Source organism: Bacillus sp. AFS017336 (genome assembly GCF_002555445.1).
Lineage (GTDB): Bacteria > Bacillota > Bacilli > Bacillales > Bacillaceae_G > Gottfriedia.
Map to the genome: position 1 here is coordinate 167,190 of NZ_NUCO01000009.1, position 17,791 is coordinate 184,980.

The 17,791-nt window shown below is 33.9% G+C and carries 17 protein-coding genes and 1 riboswitch; of the genes, 7 read left to right on the forward strand and 10 right to left on the reverse strand.

Going from position 1 to position 17,791, the window contains the following annotated elements; all coding sequences use genetic code 11:
* Positions 1-17: 17 nt before the first annotated feature.
* From CN601_RS04295 to CN601_RS04310, 4 genes are all read right to left on the reverse strand, one after another.
* The gene (locus CN601_RS04295; RefSeq protein ID WP_098170190.1) at positions 18-1,961 is read right to left on the reverse strand and encodes a TOMM precursor leader peptide-binding protein; all 1,944 of its coding nucleotides are present in this window, start codon (positions 1,959-1,961) and stop codon (positions 18-20) included.
* On the reverse strand, positions 1,958-3,904 hold the full coding sequence (locus CN601_RS04300) for a putative thiazole-containing bacteriocin maturation protein (RefSeq protein ID WP_098170191.1): 1,947 nt from the start codon (positions 3,902-3,904) through the stop codon (positions 1,958-1,960). Before CN601_RS04300 ends, CN601_RS04295 begins: the two co-directional genes overlap by 4 nt.
* Positions 3,905-4,081: 177 nt before the next feature.
* Positions 4,082-4,300, reverse strand: a complete 219-nt coding sequence (locus tag CN601_RS04305) for a heterocycloanthracin/sonorensin family bacteriocin (protein WP_098118054.1) — start codon at positions 4,298-4,300, stop codon at positions 4,082-4,084.
* A 262-nt stretch (positions 4,301-4,562) separates the two neighbouring features.
* On the reverse strand, positions 4,563-5,057 hold the full coding sequence (locus tag CN601_RS04310; RefSeq protein ID WP_142317303.1) for a hypothetical protein: 495 nt from the start codon (positions 5,055-5,057) through the stop codon (positions 4,563-4,565).
* Positions 5,058-5,428: 371 nt separating this feature from the next.
* Between CN601_RS04310 and CN601_RS04315 the strand changes: the two genes are divergently transcribed.
* The 3 genes from CN601_RS04315 (at position 5,429) to CN601_RS04325 (ending at position 8,322) form a co-directional block, all read left to right on the forward strand.
* The gene (locus tag CN601_RS04315; RefSeq protein ID WP_098170193.1) at positions 5,429-6,862 is read left to right on the forward strand and encodes a BglG family transcription antiterminator; all 1,434 of its coding nucleotides are present in this window, start codon (positions 5,429-5,431) and stop codon (positions 6,860-6,862) included.
* Between the two features lie 37 nt (positions 6,863-6,899).
* The gene (locus tag CN601_RS04320; protein WP_098170194.1) at positions 6,900-7,460 is read left to right on the forward strand and encodes an HD-GYP domain-containing protein; all 561 of its coding nucleotides are present in this window, start codon (positions 6,900-6,902) and stop codon (positions 7,458-7,460) included.
* 70 nt (positions 7,461-7,530) lie between these two features.
* Positions 7,531-7,632, forward strand: a riboswitch (purine riboswitch).
* 102 nt (positions 7,633-7,734) lie between these two features.
* Positions 7,735-8,322, forward strand: coding sequence for a xanthine phosphoribosyltransferase (locus CN601_RS04325; RefSeq protein ID WP_098118058.1), 588 nt, complete (start codon positions 7,735-7,737; stop codon positions 8,320-8,322).
* 112 nt (positions 8,323-8,434) lie between these two features.
* Here the strand turns inward: CN601_RS04325 and CN601_RS04330 are convergent, their stop codons facing one another.
* From CN601_RS04330 to CN601_RS04345, 4 genes are all read right to left on the reverse strand, one after another.
* A complete protein-coding gene (locus CN601_RS04330) occupies positions 8,435-9,445 on the reverse strand; it encodes a FecCD family ABC transporter permease (protein ID WP_098170195.1) in 1,011 nt (336 codons plus the stop codon).
* Entirely contained in the window at positions 9,442-10,452 is a 1,011-nt protein-coding gene (locus CN601_RS04335) for a FecCD family ABC transporter permease (RefSeq protein ID WP_098170196.1), read from the reverse strand. The genes CN601_RS04330 and CN601_RS04335 overlap by 4 nt, the downstream gene beginning before the upstream one ends.
* Before the next feature lie 66 nt (positions 10,453-10,518).
* On the reverse strand, positions 10,519-11,439 hold the full coding sequence (locus CN601_RS04340) for an iron-hydroxamate ABC transporter substrate-binding protein (protein WP_098170197.1): 921 nt from the start codon (positions 11,437-11,439) through the stop codon (positions 10,519-10,521).
* The gene (locus tag CN601_RS04345) at positions 11,390-12,235 is read right to left on the reverse strand and encodes an ABC transporter ATP-binding protein (RefSeq protein WP_098170198.1); all 846 of its coding nucleotides are present in this window, start codon (positions 12,233-12,235) and stop codon (positions 11,390-11,392) included. The genes CN601_RS04340 and CN601_RS04345 overlap by 50 nt, the downstream gene beginning before the upstream one ends.
* A gap of 207 nt (positions 12,236-12,442) precedes the next feature.
* Here CN601_RS04345 and CN601_RS04350 point away from each other — a divergent pair, with 207 nt between their 5' ends.
* Positions 12,443-13,492 carry an NAD(P)/FAD-dependent oxidoreductase gene (locus tag CN601_RS04350; protein ID WP_098170199.1) on the forward strand — a complete coding sequence of 350 codons (1,050 nt, stop codon included), beginning with the start codon at positions 12,443-12,445 and terminating at the stop codon, positions 13,490-13,492.
* Between the two features lie 90 nt (positions 13,493-13,582).
* On the opposite strand, the gene CN601_RS04355 is transcribed toward CN601_RS04350, so the two are convergent.
* Positions 13,583-14,128 carry a hypothetical protein gene (locus CN601_RS04355; RefSeq protein WP_098170200.1) on the reverse strand — a complete coding sequence of 182 codons (546 nt, stop codon included), beginning with the start codon at positions 14,126-14,128 and terminating at the stop codon, positions 13,583-13,585.
* 173 nt (positions 14,129-14,301) lie between these two features.
* Here CN601_RS04355 and CN601_RS04360 point away from each other — a divergent pair, with 173 nt between their 5' ends.
* From CN601_RS04360 to CN601_RS04370, 3 genes are all read left to right on the forward strand, one after another.
* Positions 14,302-15,687 carry a cytochrome ubiquinol oxidase subunit I gene (locus CN601_RS04360; protein WP_098170220.1) on the forward strand — a complete coding sequence of 462 codons (1,386 nt, stop codon included), beginning with the start codon at positions 14,302-14,304 and terminating at the stop codon, positions 15,685-15,687.
* Positions 15,688-15,703: 16 nt separating this feature from the next.
* On the forward strand, positions 15,704-16,711 hold the full coding sequence (gene cydB / locus CN601_RS04365; protein ID WP_098170201.1) for a cytochrome d ubiquinol oxidase subunit II: 1,008 nt from the start codon (positions 15,704-15,706) through the stop codon (positions 16,709-16,711).
* Positions 16,712-16,867: 156 nt separating this feature from the next.
* Positions 16,868-17,218 (forward strand): PH domain-containing protein, encoded by a 351-nt coding sequence (locus CN601_RS04370; RefSeq protein WP_098170202.1) that lies wholly within the window; start codon positions 16,868-16,870, stop codon positions 17,216-17,218.
* Positions 17,219-17,278: 60 nt separating this feature from the next.
* On the opposite strand, the gene CN601_RS04375 is transcribed toward CN601_RS04370, so the two are convergent.
* On the reverse strand, positions 17,279-17,713 hold the full coding sequence (locus CN601_RS04375) for a DUF488 domain-containing protein (protein ID WP_098118067.1): 435 nt from the start codon (positions 17,711-17,713) through the stop codon (positions 17,279-17,281).
* Positions 17,714-17,791 lie beyond the last annotated feature (78 nt).

The window sequence follows — 17,791 nt, forward strand, 5'->3', positions numbered from 1 at the left end:
ACCTCCTAAAACACCCCCTATGGAAACGGATGTGGATATGGATTTAATTGTTCCGGCTTTAGTTGCTTTTTCGCATAGCCTAATTTAACCGGAACCTTTAGCACTCGATCAAGTCCATTTAATCGTTTTAAATGATTTCCGAATGTCATCGGCAGCATCCCAGGGATTAATACTTTTACACAAAATAGTCCATTTCGTTTAAGCTCAGGTGTAGTTTGATCAACTACAATGACATCAAGATTTAATTGTTTAAAAACTTGCAGAATATCCTTTAGATCTTTCGTCAAATCTGCATGGGTTGTATTCCATTTAAATTCTTGCTCAAACGTCCTTAATGGGCGGTTATCATCTAATAAAAACTTTAAACGCTCCTCTGCTTGTCGCAATCCGTACAGCATTCCATGATCATCCATTTGTTTAACGAGCGTATTATCTAGAAGCATTTTCATAGTATTGGCGTAATTTTCTTCAAACTTCTTATCCAAAGTTAACATCATTCCAGCTAACTCATACACTGCGCTCTTAACCGCTCTAACCGGGTCAAGATGAGCACCGGCAGCGCAAATGAGATTTAAGCCACTTTCTTTTAGATTTTTTGCAATTGCTACGATACTTGGAACTCCATTTTCCATCGTCGAGTTAAACAAATGAAGTTCGTACCCACCAACCAAGCGCATACGTTCAATCATTAAATCCAGCTCTTGATCATTCGCCGATTTAGGATCAAGTCGAGGAAGCTGTAGCTTTGCATACCAAGTCATTAAGAATGAATCCCGTTCAACAATTTCCAAAATACCATAAAATATAGCTTCTTCTAAACTACCTCCAAGTGCACAACCATTTGAAGTTTCATACACAAATCCATGTCCACAGCCCAAGCTGTAATAAGCAAGTAACTCAGGCACAAGAATCGGCTCCTCTTTCATAAAGGAATAACCCCATACCCAATCCATTTTACGCTTAGGGTTAAATGACTTGAATGGGAAGTGTGGTAAAGAATATTGCTCTTTTGAATGAGTACCAACGATTTCCGGATTAATTGCCCGGTCTTTTAAATTTTGATAACTATCGTGAACTACTGTTCGCTTCCCCCTAGGAGTAAGACCACAATATCTTTCTAGCCCCTCTAAAATAGCAGTTAATTCACTAGACTCATATGAGAGAGTCCGTCCTGCCGTTCCTTCATCCCCTTGAAGTAGTGGTAAATTTACAACTACATCTGCAAATGGGGTAGTTAGATCATATGCCTTTCCGTTTAAAAAACCTGTTCGTTGACCTAAATAATCGCTAACTAGCACCTTTTTCAATTCATCCATCGAACGACTGCGGTAGCTTGATGGTGTAATTTTCATACTAGGCTCAAGTGAAATAATCGCAGAATCAGATGTATCATCATCTAACTGCCCACAATTTGGACATAATGGGTTTGGTAAAAAAAAGTGATTTGAGCTTTTAAATGTCTTTAAATTTAAGATAAAGATTCTTTCGTCTATACGCGTTTCTTTCCCGTTCATAAACTTTTCTACTTCAGCTGCAATTAGATAAGCCATTTGTAGTAATCCTGTTCTAGTTCCCCATACATCACTTGATTGCCCATCACCTTCTAATAACTGATCATCTATTTTTAGCATTTCTCTTCGTTCTCTGCCGGCCATTATACGTCGATAATCGGCGCATTTAATGCAACCAACTTTTCCCGGACGCACTAAAGGTCCAATTACACCTTCTCCAAATGAAACACAGGCACGTAACCATGGCACATTAGCTGTTCTTAACTTTTCGTCGGCTTTTTCAAGAACTTTTGGATTCCATGCGTCGTCCAAAATCAATATTAAATTAGTGTCTTCTTGGATCGGAACGTCTATTTCCTTCTGCTGGACTATTTGATACTTATTTACAAGAATCTCGGACACATATTTCGTTAATAGTCCCTCTCCCAAAATGGTAACGACTGATTTCAAGATTGGTTCACCTCTCTTAACAAGACGCCATAAACTCCCGCTAGCTCCTCTACATTAAACGATTCAAGCATTAATTCTAGCGATAAAATTTGCTTTTTATTCTGCTTTAAGATGTATATAGCCGAAAGTAAAAGATCAGTATGTTCAGTACCTTTAGATTCTGGAATTATGATGTCGAGTTTTTGCTTTTCTTCAAGTAAAACAGCTGAAGTCTCAATAGCCTTTGAATCATATAATGAAGACTTGTTTTGTGCCTCCTTAAGTGCCTGTTTTAATGCTTCTTGAAAGGCAATTGTTATATTTAAACCAACACTTCTATACCAACCTTGTTTTGTACCAATCCATACTACAGGAAATCCGAAAATTTCCTTTCCGAGTGCTATCTTCGGTAAATCTTGTATCGTATTAAATGCTTGTAGATAAAATCTGGCCCGTTCATCTTCTATTTTTATTTCATTTACTTCTCGTATATTGTTTTTTTGTCCATTCGTTTGCTGATCAAGCTCTTCGGACAAATATTTTTGTAGTCCTCTACAAATACTCTCTGAGAAAGTTTGACCTGTAGCGATGGCAATATATTCATGTGGTTCAAGACTCTCCACAACTTCAGTTTCTGAATTCTTGATTATTTGCTCCGCTATTTGTGATACATACATTTCAATCCCTGTAAGCCCTGCTTCCCTTCGTGCTTCCTCGTGAGTTAGTTCAGTACATACTTTATTTGATAATAGTTTAACTGGCCCCTCAGTGAGTGGATCAACTACTTGTATCTGACATTGAGCCAAAGGAAGTTGATTTAATTCTCCTTCATCCCAAACGTGAAATAGTCCCGTTTCTTGGGAGTTAAATTGCCCTAAGTATGTTAATAACTTGCTTTGGTCACTTCTATTAATATTTTGCTCTAGCATTTCTTTAAAATTATGAACTAATTTGGCCTTTGCCTTCCCACTAACCAATGGATGAGGCGAAAATGAATGCCAATTACCTTCAAGCGTTTCTTGATTAATAATAAAAATTTGATTATATTTTTCCTTCTCACGTGAATTTGTAATGTCTTTAAATAACTCAAACACTATGATATTCGTTAGCATTGCTGCCGTCATGGAAGACAAAGGTTGCAGTGTCCCCCCGTCATTCAGTATTTCTTGATGAATACTTCTCCAAGCTGACTCAAAGCAAGCCACAGAATTTGGCGTCACTAGTGGCCCAGCCATACTAATCTTATGTGAAGAAATTGCAGGGATAAATCTCTTGTTCTCCCTTTTACATATGTCATTCAGCATCTTAAGTTCATATAAATTATCATCCTCTGAAACATATAAAATCGAATCAAAATTAGAAACAATTTCTCGTAAAGAAAGCTTCTCTCTCTTTATTAATACAACTTCTGCCTCAGTATCTGTTTTCTTGGCATGATCTACAATCTCTTTTATTCGTTTTTCGTCGGTATTTTCCGGGCTCGTTATTAGAAGGTGAAACTTCGGCAACCCTGACTCAAGTAATGCCGAAACTAGCGAATTGACAATAGATCCAGATCCAATTGCTAATACTTTTGATTGACGATACGTCTGAAAACGATAGGAACCAGACTCTCCAAAACAATTTAGAAATTCTATTTGACTTGCATATTTAGTTAAAACCTCTTCTGACAATTGATGTGGATGATCCTTACTTACATCGCGCGCAAAGCCATTATTATATAGTATTTCTCCAATTTCATATACTCGATCTACGTATTGGCTAGGAAGTCCATTTGTTAAATTTCCCAATGAGTGGTCACCATTAAACATAGGAAATAACTTTTCAATCCACTGGTAAACAGAAGCACCTTCCATACGAAATGAACTTAAATTATTCCTGAAATAAACACCTCCATTCGAATCAGGTATAAAAAAAGTATCTCGATTAACTTTTAGCCGTGTAGATGAATTCAATTTGGACATACTTTTCAACCCCTTCAATGCAGTGAGCTGTATATTGAACTGCACAAATACTTTCTTCATAATCCTATGTTTTTTTAGTATTCCTTATGTCATAACATAACGCTAGTAAACCCCTACTTTATATAAGTAGGGGTTTATGACCTTAATGGACAAATAGTTTTTATAAAACATTACAAATTAACGATGACAGCGACCGCAGCCTCCACAACCTCCGCAACGGAAACAGCCTCCGCAACCTCCACAACCTCCACAGCCAAAGCAACTAAAGAAAGGGAAGAAACATGCAAAAACTCGAGAATCATAAGGTTGATATTGATAATAATCCCATGGGACTACTTGACTAGACTGTAACTGACCAACATTTAATTGTTGAAGTTCTCTTTGAAAATCATACATTCTTATAACCTCCGAAATAAAAATTCTAAAGCTCTAAAAAATACAACTTACAGACCCAAAATAAAAACAGTTCACTCAATTGAATCTACTATAATGCAGACTCTCAAATACAAAATATGATGAGTACTTGGGCATTGTTACTGTTTCAAACGCCCAATTTGGGTCATCCTTTAAAAATAAAAAACCCCACCTTAATAAAGTGAGGTTTTTCGAACTTAATTTATCTGGCTTCATCTTTCAAATTAACAAATATTTCGATTGTTTATTCTTCATTAAGAGTAATATTTTTTAGTGGAGAGTAATTAAAAATACTCTTACGCCTTCTTGTCCTAATCCCTTTGATTTCTTTTCTAAAGAATATTTTTATAATATGTAGGTTATTTATTTTACCTTCTTTAAACAGTAGGAAATACGGCAACAAAAGGAAATCGAAAATAAAAAGTAAATCTCTTACCATAAAAAACGAGAAGAGTGTCATTGAGAATTCTTCAGTTTGATACAGACTTGAAAATGAATAAACCGCATACCTTTCATAAACAGTGCAAATTAATAATATAGCTCCTACTACTAAAGATGTGAAACTATATCCAATATGTAGTTCTCTTTTATTGAAATTTAAAAAGGTCGGAAGTAAATACAGCAAAACAACAATAAAAATACTAAATAAAAATCCTACTAAAGTAATTCCACTGTATACAATAGACTGGACTAGCAAAAGTTTTCCTAGAATAAAAAGCATGATCATACTCTTCATCATTTCCCTCCTCCAATTATCAATTTTAGATCACCAAACTTTAATAATTATCTACATCTACGAATTAAAATGGCTTCTCTTCTGTCAATCAAATTATATCTTTGCTTATTAAAGTTTCCTATGCTATTTTTTACCGTTTCAATAGGTAAAAACGGCTAATATATAAAATGTCTTTTAGCAATTTAAAAAACTATTTGTGACATTTCTAATTTATTTATTACCGTTTTTAACGGTAAAAATAGTCATACCTTTGTCGGCCATCTAAGATTAAAATGATTTTAGAAATATAACATTTTTTGTGATTCATACCGCAAAGTTGTGAATTACATTTAGTTAGTAAAAAAATTTACTTATTGATAAAAGTAGGAGATGGGATGGATAAGGCTAGTTTACGCAGATTACAATTAATTGATGTTTTAAGCAGTCAAGAAAAATGGTTTAGAACGGAGGAGCTTGCTAAAAAGTTAAACTGTACGGAAAAGACAATTCGAACTGACATACAAATAATCAACGCAACATTCCCAGAAGGTTGGCATATTGAAACAATTAAGGGAAAGGGTATTTATATAAATAACCCTAATAATTCAACACTTGAACAAGTCCGTTCATTATTTGTTAAGAATTCTCTGTCACTACAAGTCATCATGTTTATCCTTATAAAGGATGTTGAATACATTAGTGATTTAGGCAAGGTTTTATATACGCATCATAATACTGTTTATAAGATCCTTGAACGGGTAGACACTTTATTAAAATCGTATAACCTAACTTTAAAGCGTGCTCCCCTTGAAATAATCGGAAATGAGTTTCAAAAAAGAATCTTATGCTGTGATGTACTATACGGACTTTATTCTCATACAAATACATGGCCATATGATTCACTATCGTTTTCAACGATTGAAGAAATTGTTTCTATATCAGCTGAAAATAATAATTTATTTTTATCTCCATCGACAACATTCAAATATATTTACTACGTTGGCACGATGCTCCAAAGAATCGACAGAGATTTGCACTTGGATTTAAATCCCTCAAACAATATAAAAGACTCAAAGTTTTATTCAGTTGCAATTGAGATTTGTGCGCAGCTAGAAAAAGCATATAAAATATTAATTCCATTGAATGAAATAACTGCCCTTTCTCTAATGATTTCTACATTTCCTTATTTTTGTAGTGAAGACGAACATCAGGACGAAGTAATTAAACTCTACCATAATAAATCAGGGAAATTTTACTTGGAATTGCACGCTCTTGTTACGATGCTCGAAAATAAACTTGATTTAAATTTACATGGTAATAACGATTTTATTCTCACTTTACAAAAACAATTTAGAGCCCTTTCCTTAGTTCTATTTATTAACAGTAGAATAAATAGATCCTGTCCAATTTCAGATTACGTTAAAAAGCGTTATCCTGAATTATTTAATCATGTAAAAAATGTATTTCGTCATTGGTGCAAACATTTTTCTTATCCAGAAGTAAGTAATGAGGTAGTTGCTAAAATTACATTAAATATTCAAGCAATCATTATTAATTTATCTTTTATAAAAAATAGAGTTCTACTAATAACTAGTGAAGGTTATGGTGTCCAACATTATATAACAGCAAAATTAACAAAAGAATTCAGTAATAAAATCCGATTTGTCGAGCTTCAAAATGGTGAAATAACAAATGAAAGAATTAGCGAACTACGAGTAGATTTTATTATTGCTGATTTTCATATTGATATAAAAGATATACCTGTTGCGGTAATTAGTCCTCCGCTGTCACAGCGTGATCTTAACCATATCGCTCATTTTCTAAAATAAACTTTTATTAATTAATTAAGCATTCAAAGGTGATTTTATGATAAAAAAAAGGCCAAACTTAGTCACAAATGAATTAATCGATCTTTTAAACAAACTTGATTATGAAACATTCATGCATGGGATGCGTGTCGGAGAAATGCTTTATCGATTCAGTAAGCATCTAAATCTCCCTTTATCTCAATCGAATCAATTGCATTTTATAGGATATGTTCATGATATAGGAAAACTTCAAATTCCAAATGAAATCGTACAAAAACAAGGTCCTCTTACAGACAACGAATGGGATTTAATGAAGAATCACACAATTTATGGTTATGAAATATTAAAGAATCTTTTAGATCATCATAAAGTCTTAAATGCTGTTCGTTATCATCATGAAAATATTAACGGGACTGGTTACGAGGGCTTATGCGGTGACGAAATTGATTTTAATTCAAGAGTAGTTAGAATTGTTGATAGTTTTGACGCATTAACACATGACCGTCCATATAAAAAAAGTTGTTCAATTGACTTGTCGTTAAAAAAAATTCAAAGACTAAATGGCACTGTTTATGACCGAGATTTAGTAAATGAATTTACGAAGTTTATTTGCAATTAATGTTGTAATGTTAATAATTTACACATGTTAATTGCTAGACCTGAATCTATTAACATGTTATAGTTTCATTAAAATTATAAAATTCACTACTCGTATAATCGTGAGGATATGGCTCACAAGTTTCTACCGGTTAACCGTAAAAATACCGACTATGAGTGGTAACACATCTATTATTTTAAGAGCGAATCCAAAACTCAAAATGTGTTACTTCACTCATTTTTTATACAGTGAAGTACATGTTTTGAGTTTTTTTGTCTAGATAAGGGGGAGCATTATGGAATTATTACTAAAGAAAATTGAACAAGAAGGAATTGTTTTAGCAAATGATGTACTAAAGGTGGATGCCTTCTTAAATCATCAAATGGACCCTGTTTTAATGAAAGAAATTGGTGAAGAATTTGCTCAGCTTTTTGCTGAAGAAAAAATAACAAAAGTAGTTACGATCGAATCTTCTGGTATCGGACCTGGACTTATGACAGCACTAGCTTTAAATGTCCCACTAGTTTTTGCTCGTAAGAAGAAATCAATTACAATGCAACAAGATGTTTATACTGCCAAAGTGTATTCATTTACAAAAAAAGAAGAAAATGAAATTTCAATTTCTCATAAATGGTTAGAAGAAGGCGACAAAGTCTTAATAATAGATGATTTCTTAGCAAATGGACAAGCTGCTCTTGGTTTACTTTCAATTATCGAACAAGCTAAAGCAGAAACGGTTGGATTTGGAATCGTCATCGAAAAATCATTCCAAGACGGTGGAAAGATTTTACGTGAACGTGGATATCGAGTAGAATCACTTGCTCGTATTCAGTCATTAAAAGATGGCCAAGTTAAATATATTACCGAAGATTTAACTGTATAAATCGCAGAATTAAACTTTAAGTTACATTCTCTAAAATACCTAATTCAAAAAAGACATTGTGAACTGATCATGCAGTTCACAATGTCTTTTTTAATTGAAAATCATAATTCATTTATGCTTTTTTTAAGATTAAATAAACGAAATAAGGTCCACCGATTAATGCTACAATTATTCCCGCTGGTATTCCTTCCGAATTAGTTAAGTTTCGTCCGATTGTATCGGCAACCAATAATAATAAACCACCGATTAAAATTGCAACTGGAATATACAATTGATTTCGTGGTCCAACCAAACTTTTCGCAATATGTGGTGCCATTAAACCAATAAATGCGATTCCTCCAGTTAATGAAACAGCAGATGCTGCTAATGCAACTGCAGCTAGCATTAAAATAATTCTTTCCTTTTCTAATGAAACCCCTACGCCGATCGCAACAGGTTCATTTAAATTAAGAAGATTTAACGTATTTGCTTTATATAGTGTAAATGGAATTAAAATTATTAACCAAGGTAGGAATGCCCAAATAAACGGCCAATCCGTCCCCCATATATTTCCTGCTAACCATTTTGCAATAAAATCTACTTTCTCACGTTCTGCAGATGAAATTAATACAATCATGATTCCTGAAAGGGCCATTGAAAAACCAATACCGACTAAAACTAGTCTGATCGGTTGAAGACCGGAATTTTTCTTATAAGAAAATAAGTAAATGACGACTGCGGTTACAATTGCGCCACAAAATCCGACTATTGGGATTAAGTAAACAAATGAACCTGCTTCAATCGGGAAGTATAAAAAGAATATTGTTATGGCTACACCGGCACCAGCATTGAAACCTAGTATTCCAGGTTCAGCCATATCATTTCTTGTAACACCTTGTAAAATTGCACCGGATAGTGCAAGTGCCATACCCGCCATTAAAGTAATGAGCATTCTAGGTAATCGAATTGAAAAAATGACAAACTGTTCTTTAAATGTACCATCACCTAAAAATGTTGGAAGTAGTCTACTATATGGAATAGCTGAAAATCCCATACCCATTCCAATAAACATTGTTGCACATATAAGAATGAATAACGTTATTACGATTAATCTTTGTCTTCGAATCATAGCAGACTGGATCATGAGAATTCTTTGCCTCCTTTATGTACAATCATTAAAAAGAATGGGAGGCCAATCATTGCGACAATCGCTGCAACTGGTGTTTCGTAAGGTATATTGATTGTTCGACCTAGTGTATCTGCCAATAATAAGAATGTAGCTCCAAAAATAGCAGACATTGGTATAATAGATCGATAGTCAGTACCAACAAATCCACGTACTATATGAGGTACCATTAAACCTAGAAAAGCCATATTTCCTACTAGCGCAACTGCTGATCCAGCAAGTAAAACAATTACGATAAACAAGATTATTTTAATTCTTGTTGTATTTTGACCTAAGCCAATCGCAACCTCTTCGTTTAAGCTAAGTATTGTTAATTGGCGTGCTAGAAAAATCGTCACTACTATACCTACTATAATAAAAGGTGCAATTGATTTTACTTGCCCCCAAGAAGTACCTACTAAACCACCCGAAGTCCACATTGAAATATTTTGAGAAATTTTAAAGTAAATTCCGACGCCTTCTGAAATAGCAGTTAAAAAGCCCGTAACAGCTGCCCCTGCTAAAACAATCCGGAAAGGAGAAAATCCACCTTTTTTGACTGAAGCGATTCCAAAAACAATCAGTGAACCAACTGCTGCTCCTATAAAACAAGCGATCATAATCCCAAAATAATTTACGTTTGGTAGGAAAGCCATTGTAATTGCTAAAGCTGCGTTTGCTCCAGCTGTTAAGCCTAACAAGCCTGGATCTGCAAGTGGATTTCTTGTCATCCCCTGCATAATTGCACCTGCAACTGCTAAAGCTGCTCCTACAAATATTGCTGCTACCTCTCTAGGTAACCGCAACTCTCGGATAATAGAAATCTGTTGACTATTTAAGTTTGTAAAAATCGCATTCCAGACATCGCGCACCGTTGTATCCGCTGCGCCGAAAACAATTGCAATGACAAACATAGCAATAAAAATAATAACGCCTATTAAAAGTTTAAAAAAGAACGGAATTGACCCTTTATTATTCTGCTTCATTAGCCCCTCATCTTCTCTTTATAGAATGAAAGAGTAGGAATTTTATGATTCCTACTCTCTTTTATGTTAGTTACCTAAAAATTGCTTTTTAAAGAACTCTAATTGCATATCTAAAGTATCTGGATCATTGAAATAGAATTCACTTCCATTAACTTCAAAAACGTGTTTGTTTTTTACTGCTGGTGTATTTTTATAAGTATTTGTTTTTTCTACAGATGTATCAGATTGATCGAATTTACTAAAGATTACATAGTCTCCCATAAATTCAGGAAGTACTTCTAATGAGATGGCATAATAGCCTGGTTTTAGCGCATTTTCTTCAACCTTTTTAGGCATTTTCAACTTCATTTCTTGGTAAAGAATTTCTGTACCACGACCCCAGTTGTTTCCATATACGTAAAGTTGTTTGTCGAATTTTTCAATGACAGAAACTGTTGCATTTGGACCAATCTTAGCTTTAATCTCTTCTCCGACTTTCGCGGCACGAGTCTTGAAATCATCTACCCAAGCTTGAGCTTCTTTTTCTTTATTTAATAATTTACCTATTTCGATCTGTTGCGTTAAATAATCTACTTTTCCATATGTATATACAACAGTAGGTGCAATTTTCTTTAATTTATCAAGGTTTTTAACGCTATCTAACCCAATAATTAAATCAGGGTTTAATTCAATAATTTTTTCGATATTATCATCTGACACTACTTCAGCATTTTTTAATTTTTCAGTCCAACGAGGATTCGACTTTGACCAAGAATCAACACCAACGATGTTAACTCCTAAAGACATTACATTCCCCGCGAATGATGATAATACGACTACACGTTTAGGATTTGCAGGTACTTTAACTGGTCCATTTTGAGATTGATATGTAATAGTTCCAGACTTTTTTGGTTCATTCTTAGAATCATCCTTGCTTGCCGCCTTATTACTACATGCACTAATAATTAGCACGAATATTAAAAGAAACGGTATTAAGATTTTCTTCATTTTTTTCTTCTCCCTTAAGTAAATTGTATGTTATGCACATTGGTTTATTTGTTCTTGGATCTCTGCCAATTACGGTATCAATCGAAAAAACTTGCTTTAGAACTTCATGCGTAATGACTTCTTCGCAAGAGCCTGCTTTTACGATTTCGCCGTCTTTCATAGCAATAATGTAATCAGCAAAACGAGCAGCTTGATTCAGGTCGTGTAAGACCATTACAATCGTACGGTCCTGTTCTTGATTTAATTTTTGTAACAGCTCTAAAATTTCAAGCTGGTGTGCCATATCCAAATATGTAGTAGGTTCATCAAGAAAAATAATTTCAGTTTCTTGTGCTAACGCCATAGCGATCCAAACTCGTTGACGTTGTCCGCCCGAAAGTGAATCAACGGCTTGATACTTAAAATCCTTTGTACCTGTAACTTCAAGCGCCCAGTCAATTACTTCAATATCTTTTTTTGTGAGTCTACCGAATCCACTTTGATATGGGAATCGACCATAAGATACTAATTCACCTACTGTTAACCCGCTCGCACTCTCTGGAGTTTGTGGAAGAATTGCCATCTTTCTAGCTAGTAATTTAGTATTCTCTAAAGAAATGTTTTCCCCATCTAAAATAATCGTTCCGGATTGATGCGAGATAATTCTAGTAATCGCCTTCAAAAGTGTCGATTTTCCACATCCGTTTGAGCCAATAATGGTTGTTATTTGTTTATCCGGAATTTTTATATTAAGGCCTTTTACAATCAAACGATCACCGTAACCAATGGTCAACTCATCAGTATATAACCGTACCATAAACGGACCCCCATTCATTTTATATTTATTTCTCAACCGAAATGATAATGATAATTATTATCAGTCTATGTCACTACGTAAATATAATTCTATTTACTAATTATGTCAATATTAAATTTTCGTTAAATCATTGAAAAATTCTTAAAAATGGTTTATATTTTATTGAGAATGATAATCAATGACAGAATATTCTGGAGTGAGACGGTAATGAACATAAATGATCTATATGATGTAACAGTAATCGGAGGAGGTCCCGCTGGACTTTACTCTGCTTTTTATAGCGGTTTAAGAGAAATGAAGACAAAAATTATAGAATTTCAATCTGAATTAGGTGGTAAAGTTCATTGCTATCCTGAAAAGATGATTTGGGATGTTGGTGGGCAGCCTCCAATTCCGGGTGAAAAGTTCATCGGTCAAATTGTTCAACAAGGATTAACATTTGATCCTACTGTTGTATTAAATGAAAAGGTCGATACGATCACTCGAGATGAGAATGGCATTTTTATTTTACAAACATCTTCAGGTCAATTGCATTATTCTAAAACAATCATAGTTGCAGTTGGAAGCGGTATTTTAAATCCAACGAAACTTAATATAGATGGTGCAGAACGATTCGAAGTTTCAAATTTAAACTATACAGTTAAGTCACTTAAACGATTTAAAGATAAAACAGTTATTGTTTCTGGTGGAGGTAACTCTGCAATAGATTGGGCTAATGAATTAGAGCCGATTGCCAAAAAAGTTTATATAACTTACCGAAAAGATGCACTTAAAGGCCATGAAGCACAAGTCTCTCAATTAATGAATAGTTCAGTTGAGTGTCTATTCAACACTTCTATTACAAAACTGATCGCATGTGAAAATCACGAATTAATCGAAAAAGTTGAACTGTCAAATAACGAAACGGGTGAAATATCTCACTTAGCCATTGACGAAGTAATCATCAACCATGGCTATGAACAAGATACTTCTTTACTTAATAATAGTGAAATTAAAGTAGAAATGATTCAAGACTTCTACATAAAAGGTAATACAACGAGTGAAACTTCGATTGAAGGAATATACGCAGCTGGCGATATTTTAATGCATGAAGGAAAACTGCAATTGATTGCTGGCGCATTTCAGGATGCGGCGAATGCCGTTAATAAAGCGAAGCAATTTATTCAGCCTGATGCTAGCGGTGCAGCTATGGTTTCATCTCATAACGAAGTATTTAAAAAACGAAATCGTGAGCTAATTAAACAAATGATGAGCTAATATAAAACAAAAAAACGAATTCCATGCGAATTCGTTTTTTTATCGTTCATATTTCTAAAAAAATTGAAGCCCTGAAGACTTTTTCGCTCTTCACTTCCACACTGTCATATATTTCTTTCGATACTTTAGATCCTCTTCTGTTTCAATCAACTCTAATGCCTTTTGCTTAATTTCCTCATTCTTAACTGCATCATATAGATTTCTCATACATTGAATAATATCGTAACGAATCAAAGTATAGTTTTTCTCTGCCTTGCAATTTAAAAATCGATTTACTAGATGTTCAATGACGATTGCTCTTTGTTCCGGACCAGCTAGCCCTACTCTCCATATTGACTGCAGAGTATGTCTCGCGGTTACAAACTTTGGATCATATGTAACCTGCCAAATTGCTGGAAAATCATTAAGCATTCTCTTCTCTGGATCACTTATCGCTAAATTCGAAAGAAATTGGGCAGCTCTTGACCTTTGATGATTCCCCTTATTTGTTAGCTCAGATTTTAACCGATCCCATACTTCATACGACCAATCCACTGTCTCTTTTGTTACGGAAATAATATAGTTAAAGGCTTCGTATTGCAAATTCTTATCTCTTGATTCTAAGTTATCAAAATAACCTTTTACTTTCGGATCCATATCATATACCTCTTTGAAAATAGTAAATAACTCACATATCTAGATGATATTATTCCCTAGCATTTTTCTAGCTATGAAAAAAAATTATCGATAGTTCAAATTTTTTTCGTATTTTTACTAATACTAAGCCTACATGATATAAGCTTTTAAAAGAATTGGAGGCTAGTATGATTATGTTAAGTAATCTTATTTTGGCTAGATGGCAATTTGCAGTAACAACAATTTATCATTTTTTATTCGTACCTCTAACAATTGGATTAGCCTTTTTAATCGCATTTTTACATACTCTATATTTAATAAAAAAAGATGAACAGTATAAAATCATGACTAAGTTTTGGGGAAAGTTATTTCTACTAAATTTTGCTGTAGGTGTCGTTACCGGCATTATGCAGGAATTTCAATTTGGCATGAATTGGTCAGATTATGCCAGATATGTGGGTGATATTTTCGGTGGTCCTTTAGCAATTGAAGCTTTAGTTGCCTTCTTTTTAGAATCTACATTTTTAGGATTATGGATATTTGGCTGGGATCGACTACCACCTAAAATTCACTTAGCTACAATTTGGCTTGTGGCAATTGGTACGACGATTTCTGCTTTTTGGATTTTAGTAGCAAACTCATTTATGCAAGAACCAGTCGGTTTCACTTTACGCAACGGTCGTGCTGAAATGGTAAAGTTCAGTGCTCTATTAACTAATCCACAAGTATTAGTAGAATTCCCGCATGTCGTTTTTAGTGCATTAGCTACAGGTTCGATGTTTATGGCTGGTCTTAGTGCATATAAAATGCTACGAAAACAACAAACTGAAATCTTTAAACCTTCTTTTTCAATCGCTATTGTCGTTGCATTAGTTTCTAACTTATTAGTCGCATTTTCAGGACATCATCAGGCTCAACATTTAATGCATAGTCAACCAATGAAAATGGCTGCTGCTGAAGCTTTATGGGACACGACTGGTAATAGTGCTCCATGGGCACTAGTTGCGAATATTGATGTAGATCATCAAAAAAACCCTTTTGAAATTCAAGTACCTGGTTTATTAAGTCTTCTTACTTACAATAAATTTACCGGTAAAGTTGTAGGAATTAAAGATCTTCAAGCTGAATATTCAAAAAGATTTGGCCCTGATAACTATGTCCCTCCTGTTAAAACAACATTTTGGAGTTTCCGCGTTATGTTATTTGCTGGTGGATTAATGATTTTACTTGCCCTTTATGGATCATTTGCCGTTTATCGTCATCGAATAGACAATCAAAAACTATTCCTTAATTTAATGCTACCTGCAATTTTTCTTCCTTATATTGCAAATTCAGCTGGATGGATTATGACTGAAGTTGGAAGACAACCTTGGTCCGTATTTGGCGTATTGAAGACGAAAAACAGTGTTTCCCCAACCGTATCTTCTCCAATGGTATTAACTACTTTTATTGGATTTACGGTTGTCTATGCGATTTTGTTAGTTGTTCTAATCTATTTATTTGTTCACTTTATAAAAGCAGGTCCAGCAACTAAAGATACTAGTAAACATAAGGAATCGTTAGAACCAAAATTATATTAAAGGAGACTATTTATATATGTTAGAAACAACATGGTTTATTTTAATAGCCGTTCTATTTATCGGATTCTTTTTCCTAGAAGGCTTCGATTTTGGCGTTGGAATGCTATTACCGTTTATCGGTAAAAGTGATACAGATCGGAGAATAATCATTAATACGATAGGTCCATTTTGGGATGGGAATGAAGTATGGTTTATTACCGCTGGAGGTGCAATGTTTGCAGCTTTTCCAAATTGGTATGCTACCTTATTTAGCGGTTTTTATATGGCTCTCTTTTTAATGCTATTAGCTTTGATTGGTCGAGGAGTCGCATTCGAGTTTCGCAGTAAGCAAAAAAGCCCAGCTTGGCGTTCAACTTGGGATTGGATTATTTTTTTCGGTAGCTTATTGCCCCCATTCTTATGGGGAGTTGCACTTGCCAATTTAATGCGAGGCGTTCCAATTGATTCTAAAATGAATTATGTTGGTACGTTTTGGGACTTAATCAGTGTTTTTTCAGTAACTGGCGGGATTAGTGTTGTACTACTGTTTCTTCTACATGGAGCGTTATTTATCTGTCTTAAAACGGTAGGCGAACTAAGAGAAAAAGCTTTTTCAGTTGCTCTTAAAATTGGTATGTGGACCACTACATTTATGTCTATTTTTATTATACTAGCTTATTTTCAAACAGACTTTTTTACGCGCTACGGTGTCGTTCCAGGAGCGATTCCGATTTTATCCGGGATCACATTATTTTCTGTCCGCTATTTTATTAAAATTAAACGTGAAGGCTGGGCATTTATTATGACCGGTTTAACAATAGTCTTTTCGACTATAACGGTTTTTTTAGATTTATTCCCAAGAGTTATGATCAGTTCGATTGATCCTGCCTATTCTTTAACGATTTATAATGCTTCATCAAGTCCTTATACTTTAAAAATCATGACAATCGTTGCTTTCTCTACAATCCCATTTGTGCTTGCGTACCAAATTTGGACATACTGGGTATTTCGAAAGCGAGTTACTTCATCTGACTTAGAGTATTAAATTTAATTAAACGTTTGTTTAATTTTGTATAGATGAGCGATTCCGATAACAACGGTCGCTCATTTTTATGTATAAATTGCTCTAAAAATATAAGATTTTAAAAAAAATGAACGAAATTCGATTCTCAATCGTATAAGAAGTAAGGAGGGAACTTTTATGAAAACAATTTTATTTGAAGAAAATCAATTAGTTATTACATTATCTAGTTTAGAATCTGTACTTGGGCTAAAGCATAAAATTGAAATTCCCTATAATGATATTAAGGAAGTTTCAATAGAGGACATCCAGCAGTATTTATGGAAAGTATATGGTACACATATGGGCCCAAGTAAATATGGTTTTTTTAAAAAGGACGGATTGAATTATTTTGTGGCGACAAGTACGAACAAAGGCAATTTAGTCTTAACATTGAATAATCATAAGTACGATAAAATTATTTTGGAAATGGATCATGTTAATGATGTTTTACAGCAAATACAAAATAAGTTGAGTACTCATATAAAGTAACTTAAATAAGACTGTCTTTAATAGACAGTCTTTACTTTTTTTCTTCGGATTTAAATAGCCTTATAAATGAATAATTTCAAAACGATGATCAAATTCTCTTAAGTACTCTACGACTAATTTACGATGACAATGGTGTGGTTTTTCTTCGCTACATAAAAAGCATGGAACACCAATACTTGTAAAATCGTTTATTTTTTTTTCAATTTTACGGTTTTGAATCAAGTTCAAAAAGTCTTTTTCGAAGTCATTCCAAGCGATTTCTTTTTTCTTAATTGCTTTAAGTAATTCTTCTGTTGGTGCTAAATCTGTGTCATGTGTGTATTGAATATTTAATAGACGCATTACAAATTGTAAGTCGTCTTTTTTTGCGTATCCTGCTAGTTGTGATGTGTTATGTAGACGAGTATCAATTAGATGGGTAACTCTATTTTGTTGAAGGATTGTTGAGAAGGTTCTTAAAGATTTTTTTGAGAAACCGATTGTTGTTATGTTCATTTTAGAAAGTTACTCCTTTAAAGATTACTTATATTTATTTTGCTTTGAAAAGGTGATTCGACTCGTTTTTAATAGACC

Coding starts and splice junctions, on each gene's coding strand:
- CN601_RS04300 (WP_098170191.1), bottom strand. CDS start 3,904: ATGTCCAAATTGAATTCATCTACACGGCTAAAAGTTAATCGAGATACT.
- CN601_RS04305 (WP_098118054.1), bottom strand. CDS start 4,300: ATGTATGATTTTCAAAGAGAACTTCAACAATTAAATGTTGGTCAGTTA.
- CN601_RS04310 (WP_142317303.1), bottom strand. CDS start 5,057: ATGATGAAGAGTATGATCATGCTTTTTATTCTAGGAAAACTTTTGCTA.
- CN601_RS04315 (WP_098170193.1), top strand. CDS start 5,429: ATGGATAAGGCTAGTTTACGCAGATTACAATTAATTGATGTTTTAAGC.
- CN601_RS04320 (WP_098170194.1), top strand. CDS start 6,900: ATGATAAAAAAAAGGCCAAACTTAGTCACAAATGAATTAATCGATCTT.
- CN601_RS04325 (WP_098118058.1), top strand. CDS start 7,735: ATGGAATTATTACTAAAGAAAATTGAACAAGAAGGAATTGTTTTAGCA.
- CN601_RS04330 (WP_098170195.1), bottom strand. CDS start 9,445: ATGATCCAGTCTGCTATGATTCGAAGACAAAGATTAATCGTAATAACG.
- CN601_RS04335 (WP_098170196.1), bottom strand. CDS start 10,452: ATGAAGCAGAATAATAAAGGGTCAATTCCGTTCTTTTTTAAACTTTTA.
- CN601_RS04340 (WP_098170197.1), bottom strand. CDS start 11,439: ATGAAGAAAATCTTAATACCGTTTCTTTTAATATTCGTGCTAATTATT.
- CN601_RS04345 (WP_098170198.1), bottom strand. CDS start 12,235: ATGGTACGGTTATATACTGATGAGTTGACCATTGGTTACGGTGATCGT.
- CN601_RS04350 (WP_098170199.1), top strand. CDS start 12,443: ATGAACATAAATGATCTATATGATGTAACAGTAATCGGAGGAGGTCCC.
- CN601_RS04355 (WP_098170200.1), bottom strand. CDS start 14,128: ATGGATCCGAAAGTAAAAGGTTATTTTGATAACTTAGAATCAAGAGAT.
- CN601_RS04360 (WP_098170220.1), top strand. CDS start 14,302: ATGTTAAGTAATCTTATTTTGGCTAGATGGCAATTTGCAGTAACAACA.
- cydB (WP_098170201.1), top strand. CDS start 15,704: ATGTTAGAAACAACATGGTTTATTTTAATAGCCGTTCTATTTATCGGA.
- CN601_RS04370 (WP_098170202.1), top strand. CDS start 16,868: ATGAAAACAATTTTATTTGAAGAAAATCAATTAGTTATTACATTATCT.
- CN601_RS04375 (WP_098118067.1), bottom strand. CDS start 17,713: ATGAACATAACAACAATCGGTTTCTCAAAAAAATCTTTAAGAACCTTC.